24 protein-coding genes are annotated in these 23,369 nt (G+C 61.1%); 16 read left to right on the plus strand and 8 right to left on the minus strand.

Annotated elements, in window-relative coordinates; all coding sequences use genetic code 11:
• The first annotated feature begins 7 nt into the window (after nt 1-7).
• The 5 genes from C4J94_RS06480 (at nt 8) to C4J94_RS27560 (ending at nt 3,426) form a co-directional block, all read left to right on the plus strand.
• Complete coding sequence (locus C4J94_RS06480) at nt 8-1,285, plus strand: flavohemoglobin expression-modulating QEGLA motif protein (protein ID WP_057723241.1); 1,278 nt, start codon at nt 8-10, stop codon at nt 1,283-1,285.
• 29 nt (nt 1,286-1,314) lie between these two features.
• Entirely contained in the window at nt 1,315-2,220 is a 906-nt protein-coding gene (locus C4J94_RS06485) for an alpha/beta hydrolase (RefSeq protein ID WP_124385416.1), read from the plus strand.
• Complete coding sequence (locus tag C4J94_RS06490; protein WP_124385417.1) at nt 2,217-2,543, plus strand: hypothetical protein; 327 nt, start codon at nt 2,217-2,219, stop codon at nt 2,541-2,543. Before C4J94_RS06485 ends, C4J94_RS06490 begins: the two co-directional genes overlap by 4 nt.
• A gap of 170 nt (nt 2,544-2,713) precedes the next feature.
• Entirely contained in the window at nt 2,714-3,076 is a 363-nt protein-coding gene (locus C4J94_RS06495; protein WP_177413442.1) for a hypothetical protein, read from the plus strand.
• A 173-nt stretch (nt 3,077-3,249) separates the two neighbouring features.
• Complete coding sequence (locus tag C4J94_RS27560) at nt 3,250-3,426, plus strand: hypothetical protein (RefSeq protein WP_164485558.1); 177 nt, start codon at nt 3,250-3,252, stop codon at nt 3,424-3,426.
• Between the two features lie 29 nt (nt 3,427-3,455).
• Here the strand turns inward: C4J94_RS27560 and C4J94_RS06500 are convergent, their stop codons facing one another.
• From C4J94_RS06500 to C4J94_RS06510, 3 genes are all read right to left on the minus strand, one after another.
• Complete coding sequence (locus C4J94_RS06500; protein WP_104501912.1) at nt 3,456-4,241, minus strand: OmpA family protein; 786 nt, start codon at nt 4,239-4,241, stop codon at nt 3,456-3,458.
• Nucleotides 4,242-4,297: 56 nt separating this feature from the next.
• Nucleotides 4,298-4,723 carry a DUF4398 domain-containing protein gene (locus C4J94_RS06505; RefSeq protein WP_124385418.1) on the minus strand — a complete coding sequence of 142 codons (426 nt, stop codon included), beginning with the start codon at nt 4,721-4,723 and terminating at the stop codon, nt 4,298-4,300.
• 279 nt (nt 4,724-5,002) lie between these two features.
• Nucleotides 5,003-5,347, minus strand: a complete 345-nt coding sequence (locus tag C4J94_RS06510) for a pilin assembly protein (protein ID WP_124385419.1) — start codon at nt 5,345-5,347, stop codon at nt 5,003-5,005.
• A gap of 164 nt (nt 5,348-5,511) precedes the next feature.
• Here C4J94_RS06510 and ppc point away from each other — a divergent pair, with 164 nt between their 5' ends.
• From ppc to C4J94_RS06545, 7 genes are all read left to right on the plus strand, one after another.
• A complete protein-coding gene (ppc, locus tag C4J94_RS06515; RefSeq protein WP_124385420.1) occupies nt 5,512-8,139 on the plus strand; it encodes a phosphoenolpyruvate carboxylase in 2,628 nt (875 codons plus the stop codon).
• Between the two features lie 280 nt (nt 8,140-8,419).
• The gene (adk, locus tag C4J94_RS06520; RefSeq protein WP_124369856.1) at nt 8,420-9,067 is read left to right on the plus strand and encodes an adenylate kinase; all 648 of its coding nucleotides are present in this window, start codon (nt 8,420-8,422) and stop codon (nt 9,065-9,067) included.
• 90 nt (nt 9,068-9,157) lie between these two features.
• Entirely contained in the window at nt 9,158-9,844 is a 687-nt protein-coding gene (gene tsaB, locus C4J94_RS06525) for a tRNA (adenosine(37)-N6)-threonylcarbamoyltransferase complex dimerization subunit type 1 TsaB (RefSeq protein ID WP_124385421.1), read from the plus strand.
• Nucleotides 9,845-10,004: 160 nt separating this feature from the next.
• Nucleotides 10,005-10,295 (plus strand): hypothetical protein, encoded by a 291-nt coding sequence (locus C4J94_RS06530; RefSeq protein ID WP_124385422.1) that lies wholly within the window; start codon nt 10,005-10,007, stop codon nt 10,293-10,295.
• Nucleotides 10,295-11,155 (plus strand): DUF72 domain-containing protein, encoded by an 861-nt coding sequence (locus tag C4J94_RS06535; protein WP_124385423.1) that lies wholly within the window; start codon nt 10,295-10,297, stop codon nt 11,153-11,155. The genes C4J94_RS06530 and C4J94_RS06535 overlap by 1 nt, the downstream gene beginning before the upstream one ends.
• Before the next feature lie 27 nt (nt 11,156-11,182).
• Entirely contained in the window at nt 11,183-12,010 is an 828-nt protein-coding gene (locus C4J94_RS06540) for an isocitrate lyase/phosphoenolpyruvate mutase family protein (RefSeq protein WP_124385424.1), read from the plus strand.
• Between the two features lie 3 nt (nt 12,011-12,013).
• Complete coding sequence (locus C4J94_RS06545) at nt 12,014-12,706, plus strand: extensin family protein (RefSeq protein WP_124385425.1); 693 nt, start codon at nt 12,014-12,016, stop codon at nt 12,704-12,706.
• Nucleotides 12,707-12,709: 3 nt separating this feature from the next.
• Here the strand turns inward: C4J94_RS06545 and C4J94_RS06550 are convergent, their stop codons facing one another.
• Nucleotides 12,710-13,330: an energy transducer TonB gene (locus C4J94_RS06550; protein ID WP_124385426.1), complete on the minus strand. Its 621-nt coding sequence runs from the start codon at nt 13,328-13,330 to the stop codon at nt 12,710-12,712.
• Nucleotides 13,331-13,426: 96 nt separating this feature from the next.
• On the opposite strand from C4J94_RS06550, the gene C4J94_RS06555 reads away from it, so the two are divergent.
• Nucleotides 13,427-14,209 carry a class I SAM-dependent methyltransferase gene (locus C4J94_RS06555; protein WP_124385427.1) on the plus strand — a complete coding sequence of 261 codons (783 nt, stop codon included), beginning with the start codon at nt 13,427-13,429 and terminating at the stop codon, nt 14,207-14,209.
• A 115-nt stretch (nt 14,210-14,324) separates the two neighbouring features.
• Here C4J94_RS06555 and C4J94_RS06560 read toward each other — a convergent pair whose 3' ends face one another.
• Nucleotides 14,325-14,960: a TetR/AcrR family transcriptional regulator gene (locus tag C4J94_RS06560; protein WP_124385428.1), complete on the minus strand. Its 636-nt coding sequence runs from the start codon at nt 14,958-14,960 to the stop codon at nt 14,325-14,327.
• 92 nt (nt 14,961-15,052) lie between these two features.
• On the opposite strand from C4J94_RS06560, the gene C4J94_RS06565 reads away from it, so the two are divergent.
• From C4J94_RS06565 to C4J94_RS06575, 3 genes are all read left to right on the plus strand, one after another.
• Nucleotides 15,053-16,153: an efflux RND transporter periplasmic adaptor subunit gene (locus C4J94_RS06565; RefSeq protein ID WP_124385429.1), complete on the plus strand. Its 1,101-nt coding sequence runs from the start codon at nt 15,053-15,055 to the stop codon at nt 16,151-16,153.
• A gap of 6 nt (nt 16,154-16,159) precedes the next feature.
• Complete coding sequence (locus tag C4J94_RS06570) at nt 16,160-19,219, plus strand: efflux RND transporter permease subunit (protein ID WP_124385430.1); 3,060 nt, start codon at nt 16,160-16,162, stop codon at nt 19,217-19,219.
• A 128-nt stretch (nt 19,220-19,347) separates the two neighbouring features.
• Nucleotides 19,348-19,563, plus strand: a complete 216-nt coding sequence (locus tag C4J94_RS06575; RefSeq protein ID WP_124385431.1) for a hypothetical protein — start codon at nt 19,348-19,350, stop codon at nt 19,561-19,563.
• Nucleotides 19,564-19,624: 61 nt separating this feature from the next.
• Here the strand turns inward: C4J94_RS06575 and C4J94_RS06580 are convergent, their stop codons facing one another.
• From C4J94_RS06580 to plsB, 3 genes are read right to left on the minus strand one after another with little or no spacing between them, the layout of a single operon-like run.
• Complete coding sequence (locus tag C4J94_RS06580) at nt 19,625-20,314, minus strand: DUF4197 domain-containing protein (RefSeq protein ID WP_124385432.1); 690 nt, start codon at nt 20,312-20,314, stop codon at nt 19,625-19,627.
• A 22-nt stretch (nt 20,315-20,336) separates the two neighbouring features.
• Nucleotides 20,337-20,738, minus strand: coding sequence for a YbaY family lipoprotein (locus tag C4J94_RS06585; protein ID WP_124385433.1), 402 nt, complete (start codon nt 20,736-20,738; stop codon nt 20,337-20,339).
• Between the two features lie 51 nt (nt 20,739-20,789).
• The gene (gene plsB / locus C4J94_RS06590) at nt 20,790-23,294 is read right to left on the minus strand and encodes a glycerol-3-phosphate 1-O-acyltransferase PlsB (RefSeq protein ID WP_124385434.1); all 2,505 of its coding nucleotides are present in this window, start codon (nt 23,292-23,294) and stop codon (nt 20,790-20,792) included.
• Nucleotides 23,295-23,369: the final 75 nt, after the last annotated feature.

Raw genomic sequence — 23,369 nt, forward strand, 5'->3', positions numbered from 1 at the left:
GCACCGGGTGGACGATTACCAGCAGACGATACGCAGCTTGTCCGACCGCATTGTGCTGGCGCAAACGCCGATCCGCGTCCTCGACGCCGTGAAGTGGGATGAGAATATTCGCCAGGGCTTTCTCAAGGCCAAGGGCAAGGCCATGCCTGCCGTGGACCGCGATTACTACCTGAACCGACCGTTGTCGTTCGACTCCAGCGCGGTCAAGCTGGAATTCCAGAACATCGAGCGCGACATCACTCGCCGCCTTGGCCAGTTCAGCCCGGTGGGGCAGATCATGCGTCGGATGTGCCGTGAGTACCGCATGGTCGTGCGCATGCTCGAAGCCCGTGGCACCGAGGATTTCGGCCTGATTTCCCAGGAACTCTACGGCGCTGCGTCCGACGCCTTCCACGCTGGCGACCCGACCCTGGCCGACCTGGGCCTGATGCTCTCGGACTATCTGAACAATATCGACGGCCGTGGCGACCTCAAGGACGAAGCCAAGACCCTGACCGCCAAGGACGCCGTCGCCTTGCTGCAAACGCGCTTGAACAAGGTGTTCGGCGAGGCTGAAGAAACCATCCGTGTGTTCGAATCCGATGGCATCGTCGCCGATGCGGCGGCGGGCGCCGACTACATCAAGATCCGCGCCGACGCGATGTTCAACGACCGTGACGTGCGCGCCCTGGAAGTACACGAAGGCCTGGTGCATGTGGGCACAACCCTCAATGGCCAGAACCAGCCGATCTGCACGTTCCTGTCCAAGGGCCCACCGTCCTCCACCGTGACCCAGGAAGGCCTGGCGATCCTGATGGAGATCATCACGTTTGCCTCTTACCCCAGCCGGCTGCGCAAACTGACCAACCGTACCCGCGCCATTCATATGGTGGAGGAGGGCGCCGACTTCCTGCAGGTGTTCGAGTTCTTCCGCGAGCAAGGCTTTGAAATGGCGGAAAGCTACGGCAACGCCAGCCGGGTGTTCCGTGGCTCGGTGCCGACCGGCCTGCCGTTTACCAAGGACCTGTCCTACCTCAAGGGCTTCATCATGGTCTACAACTACATCCAGCTGGCGGTGCGCAAGGGCAAGCTGGAACAAGTGCCGCTGTTGTTCTGCGGCAAGACCACGCTCGAAGACATGCGCACCTTGCGCCAACTGGTCGATGAAGGCCTGGTAGTGCCACCCAAGTACCTGCCCGAACAGTTCCGCGATATGAACGCACTGGCGGCATGGATGTGCTTCTCCAACTTCCTCAACCATTTGAGCCTGGATCGCATCGAGGCGGATTACTCCAATATCCTCTGAATTTCATCTCAATCACGAGGCTTCAACGGATGAGAATCCTCGGCATTCTTTGCCTGCTACTCACACTGAACGGCTGCAGCTCGTTGCTGTTCTACCCGGAGCCCGGCCTGCCGTTCACGCCGGAAAAAGCCCATCTGGCGTACCGTGACGTCAGCCTCACCACCGTCGACGGCGTGAAACTGCATGCCTGGTGGCTGCCGGCCAAGCCCGGCGTGCCCGTCAAAGGCACGGTGCTGCACCTGCACGGCAACGGCGGCAACCTGGCCTGGCATCTGGGCGGCAGTTGGTGGTTGCCGGAGCAGGGCTACCAAGTGCTGTTGCTGGACTACCGCGGCTATGGGCTCTCCGAAGGCAAGCCGTCGTTGCCGGCCATCTATCAGGACGTGGACGCCGCCTTCAGTTGGCTGGACAAGGCGCCCGAAGCCCGTGGCCAGCCACTGATCGTGCTTGGCCAGAGCCTGGGCGGCGCGTTGGCGGTGCATTACCTGGCGGCTCACCCCGAGCGCCAGCTCCAGCTCAAGGCCCTGGTGCTGGATGGCGTGCCTGCCAGTTATCGTGACGTAGGACAATTCGCCCTAAGCACTTCCTGGTTAACCTGGCCGTTCCAGGTGCCCCTTTCCTGGCTGGTGCCCGACGCCGACAGCGCGGTCAACGCCATGCCCCGACTGACAGGCGTGCCCAAGTTACTGTTTCACAGCCTGGATGATCCGATCGTGCCCGTGTCCAACGGCATCCGCCTGTACCAGGCGGCGCCCCCACCCAGGGTGTTGCAACTGACGCGAGGTGGGCATGTGCAGACGTTCGCTGACAAGACCTGGCAAACCGTGATGCTGCGTTACCTGGATGACCCGCTGCATTTCAACGGTCTGCGACGTCTCGGCGAAATTCCGAATTATCCCGTTCCCAAAGCTGCCCCATCAGAGAGCCCGCAATGAGTGAAGAGCGCAACATGATCCCGCTGATACTTACTGGCATTGGCACCATCATCGGTACCGTCGGTTGCTTGTGGTACTACGGTTACCTGCACTTCGCCAAGCCAGAGGATGCGCTGTTGCTCAGCGATTTCACTATGCTCAAGACCGTGCCGGGCGAAGACTACAAAGTCTCACTGACCCCGGCCGCTCAAGTGGCCCAATGCGTAGAGGGTGTACTGGTGATGTTCGATACCGAGCAGAAAGGCCTGAGCGGCGTACTGGTGAACAACAAGAAGCAGGCCGTGCGTTGCATCGGGCAGGAAACTCCGCAACTGCAGCAGTGAGCGCAGGCTTCCCCGCCGTGGGAAAGTGCCGTTACTTCCACAGATTATCGATTTGACGCCTGTCAGCCAGCCCCGCTGAGCGGAACCATCCTGACTCACCTGCCACAGATCATGGACTGATCAGCGATGCTGACCAGTCCATTTTTATTCATTGGTTGGAGTGAGCGTTTATGGCGGGAATCAACGGAGTATCGGGTGGTGGCGCAAATATGGGCGGCATGGGCGGTGTGGGTAACACTGGCAATAGCCAGGGAGGCTCTGGGCAAGGTCTGGATCAGCAGATTCAAGACGTAAAGAATCAGATTCAGGAACTCAAATCCAAAGGCTCTCAAGGAAACCAGGGCAATAGCGGTGCGGGTGGGGAAGATCCCCTGACGGCACTGGAGGAGTTACTCAAGAAACTGCTCGCGCAGAAGGCTGGCGGTGCTCAGGGTGGTCAAGGCGCACAGGATGGCCAGAGCGGTGGACAGGACGAGGGCCAGGGCCAGATCCAGTCTCCGCAATCGCAAGGTACAGGCCCGGTCGGCTTCTGATTAGTGCCTTCCAGAAAACCGCCTTCATTGGCGGTTTTTCATGTCCACAAGCGACCGGCCGTCGTTCTTGACCCGGCTATCTGGAACCGCATCGCGGCAGATGCCACACAGCGATGTAATTTACACAAAGCGGGGCCAAGAATGTGGCGATAACTATTGCTGCAATACGCAACATGCTGGACATGGCCAGGGGGCAACAGGCGCTGGAGCGGGAAGGCGCCGAGGACGATGAACTCAAGCAACTGATGGATAAGCTGTCGCAGAATACTTATGGCTCGAAAATCCAAATGCCCGCCGACGATACTCACCGCACCATCCAGTTTGACGAACCGAAAAAAAACCCACCGTAAGGTGGGTTTTTTCATACTGCTGCATTCAATCAGTTAGCGACGGAAGAACGTGGCTTGACCGGTTGATTGTCGTTGGAAATGGTGACTTCAACGCGACGGTTCATTGCACGGCCCGATACGCTGCCGTTGTCGGCAACCGGATATTCCTTGCCGTAGCCCTGGGTCACGATGCGCGAGATGTCCACGCCTTGCTGTGCCAGCGCACGCTGTACGGAGGCCGCACGGCGTTCGGACAGGCTCTGGTTGTACGAGTCGGAACCGGTGCTGTCGGTGTAGCCTTCGACGATCACTTTACGATCCGGGTTGTCGCGCAGGAACTGAGCCAGCTTGGTGATGTTCACCAGGCCGCTGGACTTCAGGTCGGACTTGTTGGTGGCGAACAGCACGTCACCGAAGGTCACCAGGGTGCCGCGATCGGTTTGCTTGGCGTTCAAGCTGTCTTGCAGTTGCTTGATCTGTGCGTCGCGGGCATCCAGCAGGGCGCGGGCGCGTTCGTCGCCAGCGTTTTTCAGCTTGGCTTCGGATTCACGCAGGGAAATGGTGTCTTTGGCCACTTCTACGCGCTGGTTGGTCAGGTAGGCCAGTTGGTCGACTTTCTTCTCGTCTTCCTTGTCGCGGTAGGCCTTGTCTGCCTTGTCCAGCCACTCGCTGGCATCTTTGGTTTCCAGCGCGGCCAGCTTGGTGGCCTGCGGGTTGGTTTGCAGGGCCGTGAAGTTGGTCCGTGCGTTTTCCAGGTTCGCGTTCGGCGGGGTGGAGCAGGCTGCCAAGGCAACGCTCATCGCCAGCAGAGCAGGGATCATCAATTGTTTACGCATAGTCGTGTCGTCCTTTCAATTCGATATCAGGTGCGATGCAGTCAAGGGGCAGCGGCTTACTTCTGCTGGATAGCAGCCGGGCGCATGCCTTCCTTACGCAACTCGTCAACTGCTTTCTGGGAATCCTTCACCGCTTGCTCAGCCTTGGCAGCCTGGGCTTTACGCTCAGCAACACGAGCGTCCCACTCGGCTTGTTCAGCCAACTGACGAGCTTTGTCGTAGTTCTTGTCATGCATGGCGATTTCGGCTTCTTTGAGCTTGTCCTGGGCCGACTTCATTTCCACGGCTGCGAACTCGGTGCCGCCGGCGCTGACCGCGCTGTTGACCGCTGACTGGGTCACTGCGTATTGCTCGGTCGGCGGGTTGCCGGCGCAACCAGCCAGGATGAAGCTGGTGCCGATTGCCAGCGCGGCCAATTTAAGCCCGCGCAGGTGGTTAAACGAGGATTTGGCAGTGCTGGTCTTCATCGTCTTCAACTCCATTGGTTAACTCCTGAAATACATCAAAATCCATCTTGGTGTTCGTTTGCGGGCCCGGTGCCAAAGCACATGACGCCAGTTCAAACGACCGTTCCAAGTGATGGCTTACTGGCTGTGACCGGATGCTTTTTTCAAAAGTTCAGCGGAGATGGCGATTTGCCTAAAAAAATATCTGACTGAACGGTCAGGGTCGGAAAATTGGAACTTTCCCTGTGCGCAGAGGTACTCCGAGCCGCTGAAAGGCCCGGAATACAAGGGTGAATGGGTTTAAACAAGAGGTATTCAGTGCTTCTGTTCGTCAGCACTCGCTGACAAATCATGCAGATATCGGCGCGATAGGGTAAGAAATCGCGGGGTGGCCCCGACGTCTTCATACAGCGGATCACCTTCCTCATCAGTGGCAATCACCTGCTGTCCCTTGATGTAGGGAAAGCTGGCTTCCAGCTCTTCGAGGGCAGCGCCGATCAGTTCGCCGAGCAGTTCCTCGGTGTGGCGCTTGGGGTACATCTCGGCGAGGGCGGCCAGCCTTGCGGCGGCCTCTACATCCAGATGGATCGCGTATTGGGTTTTGGTCAGCTGACCCTTGGCGGTTTCTTCCCAATGCTGGGGCAAGTCTCGAATCTTCATGGCAACCTCAATTAATGAGTGACCAGCCGCCGGTGTGGATGACGCGGTGGCTTGATGTTGAGACTAGCTGGAAGCGGCAAGGTTTAAAGTGTCTTGTCAGAAACCGGCGCCGACGGCACTCTGGAACACCTGCGCGTCCTGGATTTCTGGCTGGAGATTGGCTGATGAGTGATATCGATGCACGCTTGCGTGAGGATGTTCACCTGCTGGGTGAACTGCTGGGCAACACGATTCGAGAGCAATACGGCGATGATTTTCTCGACAAGATCGAGCAGATCCGTAAAGGCGCCAAGGCTGACCGGCGCGGTGCGGGCGATGAGCTCAGCGCGAGCCTCAATCAGCTGCAGGAAGACGAACTGCTGCCCGTAGCGCGGGCCTTCAACCAGTTCCTCAACCTGGCCAACATTGCCGAGCAGTACCAGTTGATTCATCGGCGCGATGAATCGCAGCCGGCGCCGTTCGAGTCCCGCGTGTTGCCGCAGTTGCTGGCCCGCCTGCAAAGCGAAGGCCACAGCGATGAATCCCTGGCCCGCCAATTGGCGCGGCTGGACATCGAGTTGGTGCTCACCGCCCACCCCACCGAAGTCGCGCGCCGCACGCTGATTCAGAAATACGATGCGATCGCCGCGCAACTGGCGCTGCAGGATCACCGCGACCTCACCGGCGCTGAGCGCGATCAGATCCGTGAACGCTTGCAACGCTTGATCGCCGAGGCCTGGCACACGGAAGAAATCCGTCGCGTGCGACCCACCCCGGTGGACGAAGCCAAATGGGGCTTTGCAGTGATCGAGCATTCATTGTGGCAGGCCATTCCCAACTATCTGCGCAAGGCCGACCAGGCCTTGCATGCCGCCACCGGCTTGCGTCTGCCGCTGACGGCCGCGCCGATTCGCTTTGCCTCATGGATGGGCGGTGACCGTGACGGCAACCCTAATGTCACGGCGCCGGTCACCCGCGAAGTGTTGCTGCTGGCGCGCTGGATGGCGGCGGACTTGTACCTGCGCGATGTCGACCAGCTCGCTTCCGAGCTGTCGATGCAACAGGCCAGCCCGGCGTTGCAGGCCCAGGTGGGGGAGAGCGTCGAGCCCTACCGCGCCGTACTCAAGCAACTGCGCGAACGCCTGCGCGCCACGCGCCAGTGGGCCCATGCCTCATTGACGGCCAGTACTCCGGCACCGGCACAGGTGCTGCAGGACAATCGCGACCTGCTCGGTCCGCTGGAGCTGTGCTACCAATCGTTGCATGAGTGCGGCATGGGCGTGATTGCCGATGGCCCGTTGCTCGACTGCCTGCGCCGCGCCGTCACCTTCGGCCTGTTCCTGGTGCGCCTGGATGTGCGCCAGGACTCCACCCGTCACGCCTCGGCCATGACCGAGATCACCGACTATCTGGGCCTGGGGCGTTATGAGGACTGGGACGAAGACACGCGCATCGGCTTTCTGAGCAAAGAGCTGACCAATCGTCGACCGCTGCTGCCGGGTTATTTCAAACCGTCGGCGGACACCGCCGAGGTCCTGAACACCTGCCGCGAAATCGCCGCTGCCCCGGCCGCGTCGCTGGGCTCCTATGTCATCTCCATGGCCGGCGCCGCGTCGGATGTGCTGGCGGTGCAACTGCTGCTCAAAGAGTCGGGCGTGCAGCGGCCCATGCGCGTCGTGCCGCTGTTCGAGACCCTGGCCGACCTGGATAACGCCGGGCCGGTAATGGAGCGGCTGTTGCAACTGCCGGGCTATCGCGCGCGGCTGCAGGGCCCGCAGGAAGTGATGATCGGTTATTCGGACTCGGCCAAGGACGCCGGCACCACCGCTGCCGCCTGGGCGCAGTACCGGGCGCAGGAACGTCTGGTGGAGATCTGCCGCGAGCAGCAGGTGGAATTGCTGTTGTTCCACGGCCGTGGTGGCACCGTCGGCCGTGGCGGTGGCCCGGCGCATGCGGCGATCCTGTCGCAGCCGCCAGGTTCGGTGGCGGGGCGGTTCCGTACCACCGAACAAGGCGAGATGATCCGCTTCAAGTTCGGCCTGCCGGACATCGCCGAGCAGAACCTCAACCTCTACCTGGCGGCGGTACTCGAAGCCACGTTGTTGCCACCGCCGCCGCCTGAGCCGGCCTGGCGTCATCTGATGGATGAATTGGCGGCCGATGGCGTCAGCGCCTACCGCGCGGTGGTGCGGGAAAATCCGCAATTTGTCGAGTATTTCCGCCAGTCCACACCGGAGCAGGAGCTGGGACGTTTGCCGCTGGGCAGTCGCCCAGCCAAGCGGCGTGCTGGCGGCATTGAAAGTCTGCGCGCGATTCCCTGGATCTTCGGCTGGACCCAGACCCGCTTGATGCTACCCGCCTGGCTCGGCTGGGAAGCGGCATTGAGCAAGGCCCTGGAGCGCGGCGAGGGGCAATTGCTGGGGCAGATGCGTGAGCAGTGGCCCTTCTTCCGCACGCGCATCGATATGCTGGAAATGGTGCTGGCCAAGGCCGATGCTGACATCGCCCGCCTCTATGACGAGCGCCTGGTGCAGCCTGATCTGCTGCCATTGGGCGCGCATTTACGCGACCTATTGTCGCAGGCCTGCGACGTGGTGCTTGGCCTGACCGGCCAGTCGCAGCTGCTGGCCCATAGTCCGGACACCCTGGAGTTCATCCGCCTGCGCAATACCTACCTCGACCCCTTGCACCTGTTGCAGGCCGAATTGCTCGCTCGCTCGCGCCAACGCGAAGCGGCGCAAGGCAGCCCTCTGGAACAGGCGCTGCTGGTGTCCGTCGCCGGTATTGCCGCCGGTTTACGCAACACCGGTTGAGGTTTTTCGCCTGTTCTCAACGGCTTGCGAATCAACCATGACGACCGCCCTGAAGAGGGCGGTCGTTGTTTGAGGAGGTGGGTTGCGCTCGGGCAAACCCTCTGGTTGACGCACGCCGGGCGCGGGTTTCTCCTACTTTCGGCGGCTTGTGTGGTAAGGGCCCGCTGTGTATCTTGATCAGCCTTTGGCCGTTTGATCGGCCTGGAACCATATTTTTACGAGATTGGCCCCACGCGGCGAATCCGAGCGTCATCTCTATAAAAAATTGAGGAGCACATCGATGCGCGTCATTCTGCTGGGAGCTCCCGGGGCCGGTAAAGGTACTCAGGCAAAGTTCATCACTGAAAAATTCGGCATTCCACAAATCTCCACCGGTGACATGCTGCGCGCGGCCGTCAAGGCCGGCACCGAGCTGGGCCTTATCGCCAAGAGCGTGATGGACAGCGGCGGCCTGGTCTCCGATGACCTGATCATCAACCTGGTCAAGGAACGCATCAGCCAGGAAGACTGCAAGAACGGTTTCCTGTTCGACGGTTTCCCACGCACCATTCCCCAGGCTGAAGCCCTGGTGAAAGCGGGCGTCGAGTTGGACGCGGTGGTCGAGATCGCCGTTGAAGACGAAGAGATCGTCCAGCGCATTGCCGGTCGTCGCGTTCACGAAGGCTCGGGCCGCGTGTACCACATCGTCTACAACCCGCCGAAAGTGGCCGGCAAGGACGACGTCACCGGTGAAGACCTGGTGCAGCGCAAGGACGATACCGAAGAAACCGTGCGTCATCGCCTGTCGGTCTACCATTCCCAGACCAAGCCGCTGGTGGATTTCTACCAGAAGCTGTCCGCTGCCCAGGGCAAGCCTAAATACAGCCATATCCCTGGCGTCGGCTCCGTGGAAGCGATTACGGCCAAGGTGCTGCAAGCACTGAGCTGATGCGTTGACCGGCTGCACTGACAACGGCCCGCTTGCGGGCCGTTGTTGTTTATACTGGCGCACTTTTTTTCGACTTGGACACCCACACCCATGAGCACCCTGCTGGCCCTGGACACCGCGACTGAAGCTTGTTCCGTTGCCTTGCTGCACGATGGCAAGGTAACCAGCCACTACGAGGTGATCCCGCGCCTGCACGCGCAGAAGCTGCTGCCGATGATCAAGCAACTGCTGGAAGACGCCGGCACCAGCCTGGCCGCCGTGGATGCCATCGCTTTCGGCCGTGGCCCCGGCGCGTTTACCGGCGTGCGCATTGCCATTGGCGTGGTGCAGGGCCTGGCGTTTGCGTTGGAGCGTCCGGTTTTGCCGTTCTCCAACCTCGCGGTGCTGGCCCAGCGCGCACTGCGTGAACATGGCGCCTCGCAAGTGGCGGCGGCGATCGATGCGCGCATGGATGAAGTCTATTGGGGCTGCTACCGTGAGAGCGCCGGTGAAATGCGCCTGGTGGGCGTGGAAGCTGTGCAGGCACCAGAATCATCGGTGTTGCCGCAGGATGCCAGCGGCGACTGGTTTGGCGCTGGCACTGGTTGGGGATATGGCGAGCGCATGGGGGTGCAACTGGCGGATCAGGACGCTGCGATGCTGCCCCATGCGCAAGACCTGCTGACCCTCGCACGTTTTGCTTTCGAGCGGGGCGAGGCGATTGCGGCGGATCTGGCGGCGCCAGTTTACTTGCGCGATAAAGTCGCGCAGACCAAGGCGGAGAGAGGGATTATTTGACGCCAGAATTGTGGTAAGTCTGCGGCAAATATCGCCAATCGTCAGAATTTGCGCCGGGTTTTAAACCTTTTTCAAATTATGTGTTCTAGTTATCACCAGAGCATTTGCGCGCTACGGATCGCGCCACTAAAATGCCATTACTGATAGCGAGTTCGCGCCCATGCGTATTGATGGCTTTTCCTCACAGTCGTACCCGATCAAGCGTAAGCCGCGTAAGGCGAACGCCACTGTGGACGATTCAGTCGAGGACTCGCCGGACTTCATTGAAGTCCAGTCCGATGCGCAGGCCGGTGCCCAAGCACGTATCAGCGGTCTTCCCGCCCGTCAGCAAGACATGGTCTTCCCCCGCTCCATGAGCAAAAGCGTTGCCACCGCCCTGGCCAGTTACCTGACCACCGCAGGCTTTGTCGAATGGGATATGGAAGTGCTGGGTCTCGACATTCACATCTGATGCATCTGCCTTACTACATTGGCTGTCCGTCCTGGAGTGAAAACGCCTGGCGCGACTATCTGTACCCGGTCGATGCGCGCGCCAACGATTACCTGGCGCTCTATTCCCAGGTCTTCAACGCGGTTGAAGGCAACACCACTTTTTACGCACGTCCCTCGGCCGCCACGGTGCAGCGCTGGGCCGAAATCATGCCCGAGCATTTTCGATTCACCGCCAAATTTCCGGGTGATATCAGCCATGCCGGCGACTTGCGCGAGCAACTGCCCGCGGCGGAAAGTTTTGTCGGGCTGATGAGCCCGTTGGGCGAGCGCGTTTCGCCGCTGTGGCTGCAACTTTCAAAGGGTTTTACACCGCAACGCCTCGGCGAACTGGCTGGGTTCCTGGATGGCATTGAGCGTCCGCTAGCCGTTGAAGTCCGTCACGATGAGTTCTTTGCCAAAGGCGAGGCCGAGCGCAGGCTTAATCGCCTGCTACGTGACCGCGGCGTGGAGCGTATCTGCCTCGATCCGCGTGCGCTGTTCAGTTGCACCTCCACCTCGGCGGCGGTACTGCATGCCCAGTCGAAAAAGCCCAGGGTGCCGCCGCGCCCAGCGGCGTTTACGCAGTTTCCCCAGGTGCGCTTTATCGGGCATCCGGAGCTTGAAGCCAACGACCCGTTCCTGGTTCCCTGGGTCGAAAAGATCGCCGCCTGGATCGAAGAGGGGCGCACTCCGTACATCTTCCTGCACACCTCGGACAACCGTCTCGCCGCCCAATTGGCCTTGCGTTTCCATGATCAACTGATGGCGCGCTTGCCCGGCCTCGCGCCACTGCCGACCTTGCATCGGGAACCCGTCGCGGAGCAACTGGGGTTACTCTAAGGCATCTTTGTTCGCCTGGAGTCAGCCATGGATGCCCAAACCCTTCGCGCCGAAACCTTCAAAGCCCTGCACGAGCGCGAGCGTGCCTTTGTCATGCCCAATCCATGGGATGCAGGGTCAGCCATCATGCTTGCCAGCCTGGGCTTCGAAGCGCTGGCCACCACCAGCGCGGGCTTTGCGTTCAGCCTGGGGCGGCCGGATGCGGAAGGCGCGCTGTCGCTGGAAGATACCCTGGGCAATGCGGGCGCCATCGCAAGGGCGACTTCGCTGCCGGTTGCCGCTGACCTGGAAAACGGCTTCAGCGACACGCCAGAAGGCTGCGCCCAGACTATTGTGCTAGCCGCCGCCACCGGTATTGTCGGCGGCTCCATCGAAGACGCCACCGGCGTTGCCGTCGACCCCATCTACCCCTTTGACCTGGCCGTCGAGCGCGTCGAGGCTGCCGTCGCTGCCGCCCGCAGCCTGGGTTTTCCCTTCACGCTGACGGCGCGCGCAGAAAACCTGCTGCACGGCCGCCTGGATTTGCCCGACACCATCCGCCGCCTGCAGGCCTATGCCGAGGCGGGAGCCGATGTGCTGTATGCGCCGGGCCTGCGCAGTGCCGAAGAAGTGCTGGCGGTGGTCAAGGCGGTCGCGCCCAAACCGGTGAATGTGTTGATGTCCGGTGGCTTGAACCTCAGCGTCGCGCAGTTGAGCGAACTGGGCGTGCGTCGCATCAGCGTGGGCTCGGCCCTGGCGCTGGCGGCCTATGGCGAGTTCTATCGGGCCGCGCAGGAGGTCTACGGGCTGGGCACCTTTACCTTTACCGAGCGCAAGATGCCGTTCGACCAGGCCAACCGATTCTTCAAGGGCTAGGCCGTGCGGTCGATCACCTTTTTGGGCGCGTTGCTGTTGCTCGGCGGCGCTGTCGCCGTGGGCGTATGGCGGGGCTGGGTGCCGAATGAATGGAACCCCTGGGCGCCGCTGGACGTGCGCGCCAGCCCGAACCTGTTGACGCGCTACAAGCTGGGGCGGCTGCAGGATGATCCCGCGCTGTGCGACCAGGTGCTGAAAACAACGGGGTTGCGGGTGAGCCATCAGGCGGACTCACCCGCCGACGCCGCGTGCCCCTTGCGTAACACATTGAGGGTACAAAGCGCGGAGGTTGGCTTGAGCAGCAGCTTTCTGGCCAGTTGCCCCTTGGCGGTAGCGTTTGCGTTGTTCGAGCGCCACAGCTTGCAACCGGCTGCCCAGGCCATATACGGCCAGGCGGTGACGCGGGTCGATCACTTGGGCAGTTTTGCCTGTCGCAATGTCTACAACCGCGCCGATGGTCGACTCAGTCAGCACGCTTCGGCCAATGCACTGGATATCGCCGGGTTTCGCCTGGCGAATGGACGCAGTGTCAGTGTGCTCGAGGATTGGCCGGGGGAGGGCACTGATGCACGGTTTTTGCGTCAGCTGCGCGACGGTGCCTGTAACGCTTTCAACGTGGTGTTGAGCCCAGACTATAACGCCGCGCACCGTAACCACTTCCATCTGGATATGGGGCGCTGGTGGGTGTGTCGCTAAGCGTCAGGCGGCCAGGCGCAGGTTGTTGGCGATCAGCGGGCGTGCCCAGTAATAGTCAAAATCCAGGGCCTTCTGTTGGGCCACCCGATCTTGCTCAGTGAAGGGCGTCGCGGCCGGGGGTAGCAAGTCCAGCTCGAACTCGGCAATCGGCAGATGCAGCGGGCGAGGTTGTGGCGCCGGGCCAGGTTCAGCCACGGGTTGACCCGCATTCAGGACAATCGGTCGTACCCAGCCGCTTTCGAAATTCTGCTGGCGTTGCTGGGCGGCGATCTCTTCGTCAGGGAAGGGGGGCGCCGCCGGTGGCAGCAACTCGGTCTCGAACTCGGCAATCGGCAGGAACAGCGGCTCCGGCGGGGCGATCTCGATGTCTTTCACGTCGCACTCACGCTGGGTGAGGATCTGCGCCAGCAGGTCGGCGCCTTCGCTGGGTTCCACCGCCGGATCTTTCGGCGCAGGTGCCGTGGCGGCAAGCGCACCCGGCGTGGCACCGAGCTGCTCGGCCAGGGCGCGGGCGAAGAAGTCCTGCCACACATGGCTCACCCCGGCCAGCGCTTGAGTATTGCGCAGGCCGTAGTGGTTGTGGGTCGGCAGTACACCGATCGTTAGGGGAAGAATGTCTGACATTTTTTTCGGTCGACGCTCAGCTCTGGCAAAATACCTGACTGTTGTTTTTATCGGCCGCGGTTTGCCGATCCTTAATATTTTTGAGCGTAGCGATTGATGAGCGAACAACCAGCGGCCAGCCGCATTCGGGTCGAGGCTTTGGCCGAAGACTTCCAGGCCCGTGCCGAGCAGTGGGCGGCACTGCTTGGCTTGCCTGTGCAGCTCGATGATGCGGATTTTTCCCTGCAAGTCGGGGAACAGGGCCTGCAATTGCAACAGCTCGGGCCTGACGCGCCGGGGCCGGTACGGGTCGACTTTATCGAAGGCGGCGCGGCGCACCGGCGTTTGTACGGCGGCGGCAGTGGGCAGATGATCGCCAAGGCTGTGGGCATCGCCCAGGGCGTTCGCCCGCGCGTGCTCGACGCCACGGCGGGCCTGGGCAAGGATGCCTTTGTGCTGGCCAGCCTGGGTTGCGAGATGAGCCTGATCGAGCGTCAGCCATTGATCGGCGCCTTGCTTGAAGACGGCCTGGCACGCGCTGCACAGGATTTCGAAGTGGCATCGATCGTGGCGCGGATGAAGCTGCTCAAGGGCAACTCCATTGATGTGATGCTCAATTGGGCAGGCGAGCCGCCGCAGGTGATCTACCTTGACCCGATGTTCCCGCACCGTGAGAAAACGGCATTGGTGAAGAAGGAAATGCGCCTGTTCCGGCCGCTGGTCGGTGATGACCCGGACGCACCGGCACTGTTGGCTGCCGCCCTGGCCCTTGCCAGCCATCGTGTGGTGGTCAAGCGCCCGCGCAAGGCTCCGTGTATTGAAGGGCCCAAGCCGAGCCATGCGCTGGACGGCAAGTCCAGTCGGTACGATATTTATCCCAAGAAAGCACTCAAGCCTTAAAACGTCTCTGGCCTCGAGAGCCCCATCGCGGGCAAGCCCGGCTCCCACAGGGGAATGCGTTCCAATGTGGGAGCTGGCTTGCCTGCGATAGCGCCAGCCCAGGCGGCGCAAGGCTTCATGAGCGGTAAGCGCGCATAAACAACCCCACCACTTCCTGCACATGCGCCTCGGCGTCTGCCTCACTCAAATGCCCGCCGCAGCCATACAGCAGGCGAAAGTTCGCCGTGCCTTTAAGCAGGCAAAAGAAGTGCTCGGCTGCCTTGAAGGGCTTGTCGATGCTCAGGGCACCAGTCTGGTCGATCCGACCGAGCAGACGCTCCATGCCCAGCAGCATGCGCATTGGCCCTGCTTCAAAGAAGATCTGCGACAGTTTCACATCCTGATTGCCAGTGGTCATCATCAGGCGATGCAGGTTCACCGATTCCTCGCTGTTGATCAGCCGATGGAACCCGCGCGCGATATTCAACAACACGGTTTGCACAGGCATGGCTTCGGGTAGTTCGAAGTACATCACTGGCAACTGTTCCTCGCACTTGGCGACGACGGCGGCAGTGAACAGGGTTTCCTTGTCAGTAAAGTGGCTGTAGACGGTCAGTTTCGACACGCCCGCTTCCTGCGCCACGGCGTCCATGCTGGTGCTGGCGTAGCCGTTGCTCAAAAACAGAATTTTCGCGGCTTCGAGAATTGCCTGGCGTTTTGCCATGTCCTTGGGACGCCCGGGACTGATGGTGTTTACAGGATTGTCGGACATTTTCACCTTAATACTGGACTGGTGAGTTTGGTATTAATAACATACTGGTCAGTATAATTATTCTTAGCTTCATTTGCGAAAGGTCCTACAGCATGCGCAGTACTTTCCTGCCCCTTGCGTTGCCTGTCAGCCTGGTCTTCCTGTTAGCCGCCTGCGGCCACGAAGAAGCGGCTCAAACCACCGTCCGCCCGGCCCTGGTGGTGCAACCGCAGCCCTCGGCGCAGGCGATGGACAGCTATCCAGGTGAAGTGCGTGCCCGCTATGAACCGGATCTGGCCTTTCGCATCCCAGGCAAAGTCAGCAAGCGCCTGGTGGAGGAGGGCGAGCGGGTCAAGGCCAACCAGCCACTGGCAGAACTCGACCCGCAGGATGTGCGCCTGCAACTGGAAGCCACCCGTGCCCAAGTGGCCGCCGCCGAGGCCAATCTGAGCCTGGTGCGCGCCGAACGTGACCGCTACAAGACCCTGATGGATCGTCAGATGGTCAGCCGCTCCCAGTACGACAATTCCGAAAATCTGTATCGATCAGGTGTTGCGCGGCTCAAGCAGATCAAGGCTGAATTCGACGTGTCCAGCAATCAGGCTGGCTATGCCGTGCTGCGTGCGCCCCAGGACGGTGTCGTCGCCAAGCGTGCAGTGGAAGTGGGCCAGGTCGTCTCTGCGGGCCAAACCGTTTTCACCCTGGCCACCGATGGCGAACGTGAGGTGTTGATCAGCCTGCCCGAGCAAGGCTTCGGCCGCTTCAAGGTCGGCCAGCCAGTGTCGGTCGAGCTGTGGAGCCAGCCGGATCAACGCTTTGCCGGGCGCATTCGCGAGCTGTCGCCCGCCGCCGATCCGAAGTCGCGCACCTTCGCAGCAAGGGTGGCTTTCACAGGCGGCAAGACCCAGGCAGAACTTGGCCAAAGCGCGCGCGTCTTCATACAGGCCGACGGTGTCATTCCACTCTCGGTGCCGCTGTCGGCGCTCAGTGCGCAGGACGGTGCGTCTTACGTCTGGCGGGTGGCGCCGGACAACACCCTAAAGCGCACACATGTGCGCATCGGCGCGTTTGGCGAGAAGACCGTGCCGGTACTCGAAGGCCTGGCGCCCACCGATTGGGTGATCGCAGCGGGTGTGCATGTGCTGCACGAGGGCCAGCAAGTGCGGCCGGTGGATCGTGCGAACCGCGTGGTGAATCTGGCGGCGAAGGAGTAGTCCCCGATGGGTTTCAATCTTTCCGAGTGGGCGTTGCGTAATCGCCAGATCGTACTGTTCCTGATGATTCTGCTGGCAGTGGTTGGCACCTTGTCCTACACCAAGCTGGGGCAAAGCGAGGACCCGCCCTTTACCTTCAAGGCCATGGTGATCAAGACCAACTGGCCGGGCGCCACGGCCCAGGAAGTCTCACGCCAGGTCACCGAGCGCATCGAGAAAAAACTGATGGAGACGGGCGAGTACGAGCGCATCGTCTCGTTCTCGCGCCCCGGTGAGTCCCAAGTCACCTTTATCGCCCGCGACGCCATGCACTCGGCGCAGATTCCCGAGCTGTGGTACCAGGTGCGCAAGAAGGTCAGCGATATCCGTCAAACCTTGCCGCCGGATATCCAGGGGCCGTTTTTCAACGATGAGTTCGGCACCACGTTCGGCAATATCTACGCCTTGACCGGTGACGGTTTCGACTACGCCGTGCTCAAGGACTACGCCGACCGTATCCAGATCCAGCTGCAACGGGTGCCGGATGTGGGCAAGGTCGAGCTGCTTGGCCTGCAGGACGAAAAAATCTGGATCGAACTGTCCAACCTCAAGCTCGCCACCCTCGGCCTGCCATTGGCCGCTGTGCAGCAGGCCTTGCAGGAGCAGAACGCGGTCTCGACCGCCGGTTTCTTTGAAACGCCGACCGAACGGGTGCAGTTGCGGGTGTCCGGTAATTTCAAGACCGTGGAAGAAATCCGCAACTTTCCTATCCGGGTGGGCGACCGCACCTTCCGTATCGGCGACGTGGCTGATATCCAGCGTGGTTTCAACGACCCACCGGCACCGCGCATGCGTTTCATGGGCGCTGACGCGATCGGACTGGCCGTGGCCATGCGTGATGGCGGCGACATTCTGGTACTGGGCAAGGCGCTGGAAAACGAGTTCGCACGGTTGCAGAAAAACCTTCCGGCAGGCATGGAATTGCGCAAGGTCTCGGACCAACCGGCAGCGGTGAAAACCAGTGTCGGCGAATTCGTCCAGGTGCTGGCTGAAGCGTTGGCCATTGTGTTGCTGGTGAGCTTCTTTTCCCTGGGCGTGCGCACCGGCATGGTGGTGGCCCTGGCGATTCCGCTGGTGCTGGCGATGACCTTCGCCACCATGTACTACCTCGGCATCGGCTTGCATAAAATTTCCCTGGGCGCGCTGGTCTTGGCCCTGGGCTTGCTGGTGGATGACGCGATCATCGCGGTGGAGATGATGGCGATCAAAATGGAGCAGGGCTACGACCGGCTCAAGGCCGCGAGCTTCGCCTGGACCAGCACCGCATTCCCTATGCTGACCGGTACGTTGATCACCGCCGCGGGCTTTCTGCCGATTGCTACGGCGCAGTCGAGTACCGGTGAGTACACCCGCTCGATCTTCCAGGTGGTGACCATCGCGTTGCTGGCTTCATGGGTCGCTGCGGTGGTGTTTGTACCGTATCTGGGAGAAAAGCTCCTGCCGGACCTGGCGAAGATTCATGCAGCCAAACACGGTTCTGACGGGCCTGATCCCTACGGCACGCCCTTCTATCAGCGTGTAAGACGCTTAGTGGAGTGGTGCGTGCGACGGCGCAAGACGGTGATCATCCTGACGCTGCTGCTGTTTATCGGCTCCGTGGGGCTGTTTCGTTTCGTGCCGCAACAGTTCTTCCCGGCCTCCGGTCGCCTGGAACTGATGGTCGACCTGAAACTGGCCGAAGGCGCCTCCCTGAGCAATACGGCCGAGCAGGTCAAACGCCTCGAAACCTTGCTCAAGGAACACGCCGGCATCGACAACTACGTGGCCTACGTGGGCACCGGATCGCCGCGTTTCTACCTGCCGCTCGACCAGCAACTGCCGGCTGCCAGCTTTGCGCAGTTTGTGGTGCTGGCACACACCATCGAAGAACGCAAAAGCCTGCGCACCTGGCTGATCGAAACCCTTAACGAACAGTTTCCCGACCTGCGCTCGCGCGTGACTCGCCTGGAAAATGGCCCGCCCGTAGGCTACCCGGTGCAGTTTCGCGTGACCGGTGAGCACATTGAAGAAGTCCGCGCCCTGGCGCTCAAAGTCGCGACCCGGGTTCGCGAGAATACCCACGTGGTCAATGTGCATCTGGACTGGGAAGAACCGAGCAAAATCGTCTATCTGAATATTGACCAGGACCGCGCCCGCGCGCTGGGCGTAAGCACGGCCAACCTGTCGAAGTTCCTGCAAAGCTCCCTGACCGGCTCCACGGTCAGCCAGTATCGCGAGGATAACGAGTTGATCGAGATTCTCCTGCGCGGCACCGTCCATGAGCGCACCGAATTGTCGCGACTGCCGAGCCTGGCCGTACCGACCGACAACGGTAAAAGTGTGGCCCTGTCGCAGATCGCGACCCTTGAGTATGGCTTTGAAGAAGGCATCATCTGGCACCGTAATCGCCTGCCGACGGTGACCGTGCGCGCCGATATCTATGGCAAGGAACAGCCGGCGACCCTGGTCCAGCAGATTCTGCCGACCCTCGAAGGGGTGCGTGCCGAGTTGCCTGACGGCTACTTGCTGGAGGTCGGGGGCACCGTGGAAGACTCCGCACGCGGACAGAACTCGGTGAAGGCCGGCGTGCCGTTGTTCATCGTGGTAGTGCTGACCTTGCTCATGCTGCAGCTGCGCAGCTTCTCACGCACCGCGATGGTGTTTCTGACGGCACCCTTGGGCTTGATCGGCGTGACCCTGTTCCTGCTGGTGTTTCGTCAACCCTTCGGTTTCGTGGCGATGCTCGGCACTATCGCACTGTCGGGGATGATCATGCGCAACTCGGTGATATTGGTCGATCAGATCGAACAGGACATCAAGGCGGGGCTGGCACCCTGGCAGGCGATCATCGAAGCCACGGTGCGGCGCTTTCGGCCAATCGTGCTCACGGCACTCGCTGCGGTATTGGCGATGATTCCACTGTCGCGCAGTGTGTTCTTCGGGCCGATGGCGGTGGCGATCATGGGCGGGTTGATTGTGGCGACGGCGTTGACGCTGCTGTTTCTGCCGGCGCTTTATGCCGCGTGGTTCAGGGTCAAGCGGCCATGATAATGGTCTTAACGAGGAACGTTTCTTAAGGTTTCGCCACTCATGGACTACCTGATGACAGGTATCCGGTTCGTCGGACTTCACGCCGCCGGGCCGGATCTCAAATCTGATGATTCAAGGAGTGTCCAATGGGGTTATTCATCGGTAAATCGCTGAGCGTTTCTGTGAACAGCAGTTTCGGCGGCGCAAACTGCTCCAAACCCAAGCCACCTGCAGATGACTGTAATGACAAGTGCAAACCCAAGCCCGCCTGCCCTAGCGACGGCGGGTCGATCAAGTTCGGCGTCAGTGTGATGCCGCTGGGCGCGGTGATCTTTGGCGGGCTGGCCGGCAAGATGTTTTGACGGTGGAGTAAGCGCACCCGGGCAGGTGTCCTTCCCCGCCTGCCCGGGTGCACACAGGTGTTTACAGCGCGCCAAACACTTTCTTGGCAAGGCTGGTGGCGGCAGCTGCCGGATTCTTGCGAATCGTTTCTTCCTGCTGCGCGATCATCTTGAACAAGCCGTCCAGCGCTTGTTCGGTCACGTAGTTTTCAACATTGGCGCTTTTGGCGTCCACTGCGCCAAACGCAGCCGCCTTGCCGGCCAGCGCGTTGTACTGCTGGGCCACGCCGACCTTATCGGTGGCGGCCTTGACGATGGGCAGGAACTTGGCGCGGATCTGTTCGCGACTGCTCTTGTTCAGGTACTGGGTAGCGGAGTCCTGGCCGCCGCTGAGGATGCCTTTGGCATCGGTCACGCTCATGTTTTTCACGGCATTGACCAGAATCGGCTGGGCCTGGGTAACGGCGGTTTCCGCTGCCTTGTTCATGCTGGTTTCCAGCTGGGTGACCTGATCGCCCATGCCGAACATCTTCAGCTTGTCAGCGACCTTGCCCAGCTTGCCCGGCAGGCCGATCTTCACTTCAGGGTTATTGCTGAAACCGCCGGGGGTGCCTAGTTGTTTCACGGCGATCTGTGCGCCCTGGGTCAGGGCGTCCTTGAGACCGCCGCTGGCGTCGCCCTGGGACAGGCTGCCAAGGTCCAGCGCCATGGCGTTGGCGCCCAGCAGAAGGCCGGCGAACAGGGTAGTGAGGCGAAGAGGGTTACGGAGCATGGGCGCTTCCTTGTGGTTGAATTCAGTGGGCTACCGCGTCGACGCGCAAGCGCAGCGGCTGTTGATCCTGGCCGTTGAGTTGCACGGCGTGCCGTTCAGTGGTGATGAACAGTAGCTTGCCGTCCACTTCGATGCGAGCACTGACCGAGTAGCTGTGGCCAGGCTTGACCTGCGCCGGGTCATAGCTCAGGTGAAACGGCAGCGGCACCTGGCCTTTGATCGGGCCTTTCTGTTCGGCGAGCACCACGGCCGGGGCGTCCATCAGCGACACGTCATGCAGGCTGACGCTCAAGGTGGCGGTAGGCGGCAGGGCGATGCGTTGCAGGTAGAACACCTCGCCGTCGAGGCTGGCTTTGGGTGCAGGGGGCATGGATTGGCAGGCTCCGAGCAAGGCGGTGAGGCCCAGGAGGATGATCTTTTTCATAGTGCTGCTCCTTTTCAACGGCGCCGGAAACTGCCCGACGCCTTGTTCAATCTAGCGGGTTTGCGCAGGTTCCACCGGTTGCTCGGCCGCGCCATCGACGCGATGCAACGCCACTTGGCGAATCGACAGGCGAATGTCCGCCGGCAAAACACGTTTGGCCGCGCCTTCAGCCAGCTCGCCGAGCAAGTCGTGGTAGCTCAGCTTGCCGGCTTCATCGCGGCGCAGCACATCTTGCTCCAACAAGGTCTGGATGAAATGTCGGAATAGGCTCTTGTCGAAGAATTCCGGGGCATTGAGGCCATGCAGGATCGACAGCCGCTGGGCCATGATCGTGCACAGGTCTTCGAGCTCTTCGGCGCTGATGCTGTTCTGCCCGCTGTTGAGCAGCAGCGAAATGGCCATGTAGAAGCGCTGCAGGGTTTGGGCGATGCTTTTTGACAGCAGCGTCAGTAGCACAAAATGCCGCGAGCTCGGGGCCGGGCGCAGGTACACATTGTTTTCGAAGCGCAGCAGGCCCTGTTCGACGAATGCGTCCAGCCATTGGTCGACCACCGCATCCAGCTCCTCCAGTGACCAGCGGATAAACAGCTCCGATTGCAGGTAGGGATACAGCGCCTGGGTGTAGCGCAGGATCTGCTCGCGGCTCATGCGCGAACTGCTCTGGAAGAAGCTCGCCAGCAGCGCCGGCAGGGCGAAGATGTGCAGCACGTTGTTGCGGTAATAGGTCATCAGGACGGCGTTTTGCTCATCCAGGTAGACAATTTTGCCCAGGGCATCGCTCTGTTCCGACAGCAGGTTCATGTCCTTGACGTGCTTGATCAGGGCGAGACCATCGCCTTCCGGCAGGGTGGTATGCGGTGAATAGGGCACGCGGCGCAGCAGCGCCAGGTACAGGTCCAACTGGCGGGCCATGGCTTGTTCATCCAGGGCCAGGCGGGTGGTCGACAGCAGCGCCAACGCCACCAGGTTCACCGGGTTCACCGCTGCGGCTTCATTCAGGTGGCGCGCCACCTGCTCGCCGAGGCGGTTGGTGGTTTCATTCAGCCACGCCGGCTTGTAGTTCGGGCCCAGTTCCTGAACGCGCCAATCCGGTTGTTCGTTGTCGAGGAATTCCGCCAGCTTGATCGGCTCGCCGAAGTTGACCGCCACTTGGCCGAAGCGCTGCTTGAGCGCGCCCACCACTTTGAAAATATCGAAGATCGACTCTTTCTTCTTGCTCGCACCGCGCAGTTCGCCGAGGTAGGTACGGCCTTCCAGCACACGTTCATAGCCGATGTACACCGGCACGAAAACGATAGGCATGCGCGAAGAGCGCAGGAAACTGCGCAGGGTGATCGCCAGCATCCCGGTTTTCGGCTGCAGCATGCGACCGGTGCGCGAGCGTCCGCCTTCGACGAAGTACTCGACCGGGAAACCTTTGGTAAACAGGGTGTGCAGGTATTCGTTGAACACCGAGGTGTACAGCGGGTTGCCCTTGAAGGTGCGGCGCATGAAAAACGCACCGCCACGGCGCAGCAGGCTGCCGATCACGGGCATGTTCAGGTTGATGCCGGCGGCAATGTGCGGCGGGGTCAGGCCGTTCTTGAACAGCAGGTAGGACAGCAACAGGTAGTCGATATGGCTGCGGTGACACGGCACGTAGATCACTTCGTAGCCTTGGGCAACCTGTTGCACGCCTTCGATGTTATTGACCTTGATGCCGTCGTAGATCTTGTTCCAGAACCAGCTCAGCACCACTTCCAGGAAGCGGATCGCGGTGTAGGTGTAGTCCGAGGCGATCTCGTTGCCATAGCGCAGGGCCAGGGCCTTGGCTTTCTCTGGCGAGATCTTTTCGCGCTCGGCTTCATCGGCAATGGCCTGGCGCACCAGCGGCATGTTCACCAGGCCCTTCACCAGGTTGCGGCGGTGAGACAGGTCGGGGCCGATCACGGCGGTCTTCAGGTTACGAAAGTGCACACGCAGGATGCGCTGGGCCATCCGCACGGTGCGTTCGTGCCCTTTATTGTGCTCGATCAATTCACGCAGGTTGATGGGCGCGGAGAATTGCACGCGGGTCTTGCGACCCAGGATCAGGATGCTCAACAACCGGCGCAAGCGCCCGGTGACCGCCCAGCTGTCGGCGAACAACAGTTTCCACGGGCTGGACTCGCTTTCGGGGGATTGGCCCCAGAACACGCTGACCGGAATGATTTGTGCATTCTCTTCGGCATGTTCGGTGAGGGTGTTGACCAGGCGCGTCAGGGTTGGCGGTGCGCCGCGCTTGTCCTGACGGCCGAGCCAATCCGGGTCCGGCGTCAGGTAAAAGAACGCCGCAGGCTCCATCAACGGACCTACCGATACCGGCAGCACCGGGCGCGGCAGGCCGGCCTTGGTGCACTCGGCATCGACCACGGCCAATTCGGTCAGGGACGGCGATTGCAGGACGTAGAACACCGGCCGGCTGCGGTCCAGGTTCAGGGTTAGGGACGACTGGTTGATCGTCTCCGAGCGAACCCAGAGGTACAGCAGTCGACGCAGGGTGCCAAACACCAGGCGACGGAACGGGGAGCGGGTCATAGGCGAGCTGCTTCAAGTGAGAATAAACCGAGCAGATGCTCGGGCAGGTAGTGTGCCGTATTCGCCGAAAATCGG

The sequence above is a fragment of the Pseudomonas sp. R5-89-07 genome, assembly GCF_003851685.1.
In the GTDB taxonomy this organism is placed as follows: domain Bacteria; phylum Pseudomonadota; class Gammaproteobacteria; order Pseudomonadales; family Pseudomonadaceae; genus Aquipseudomonas.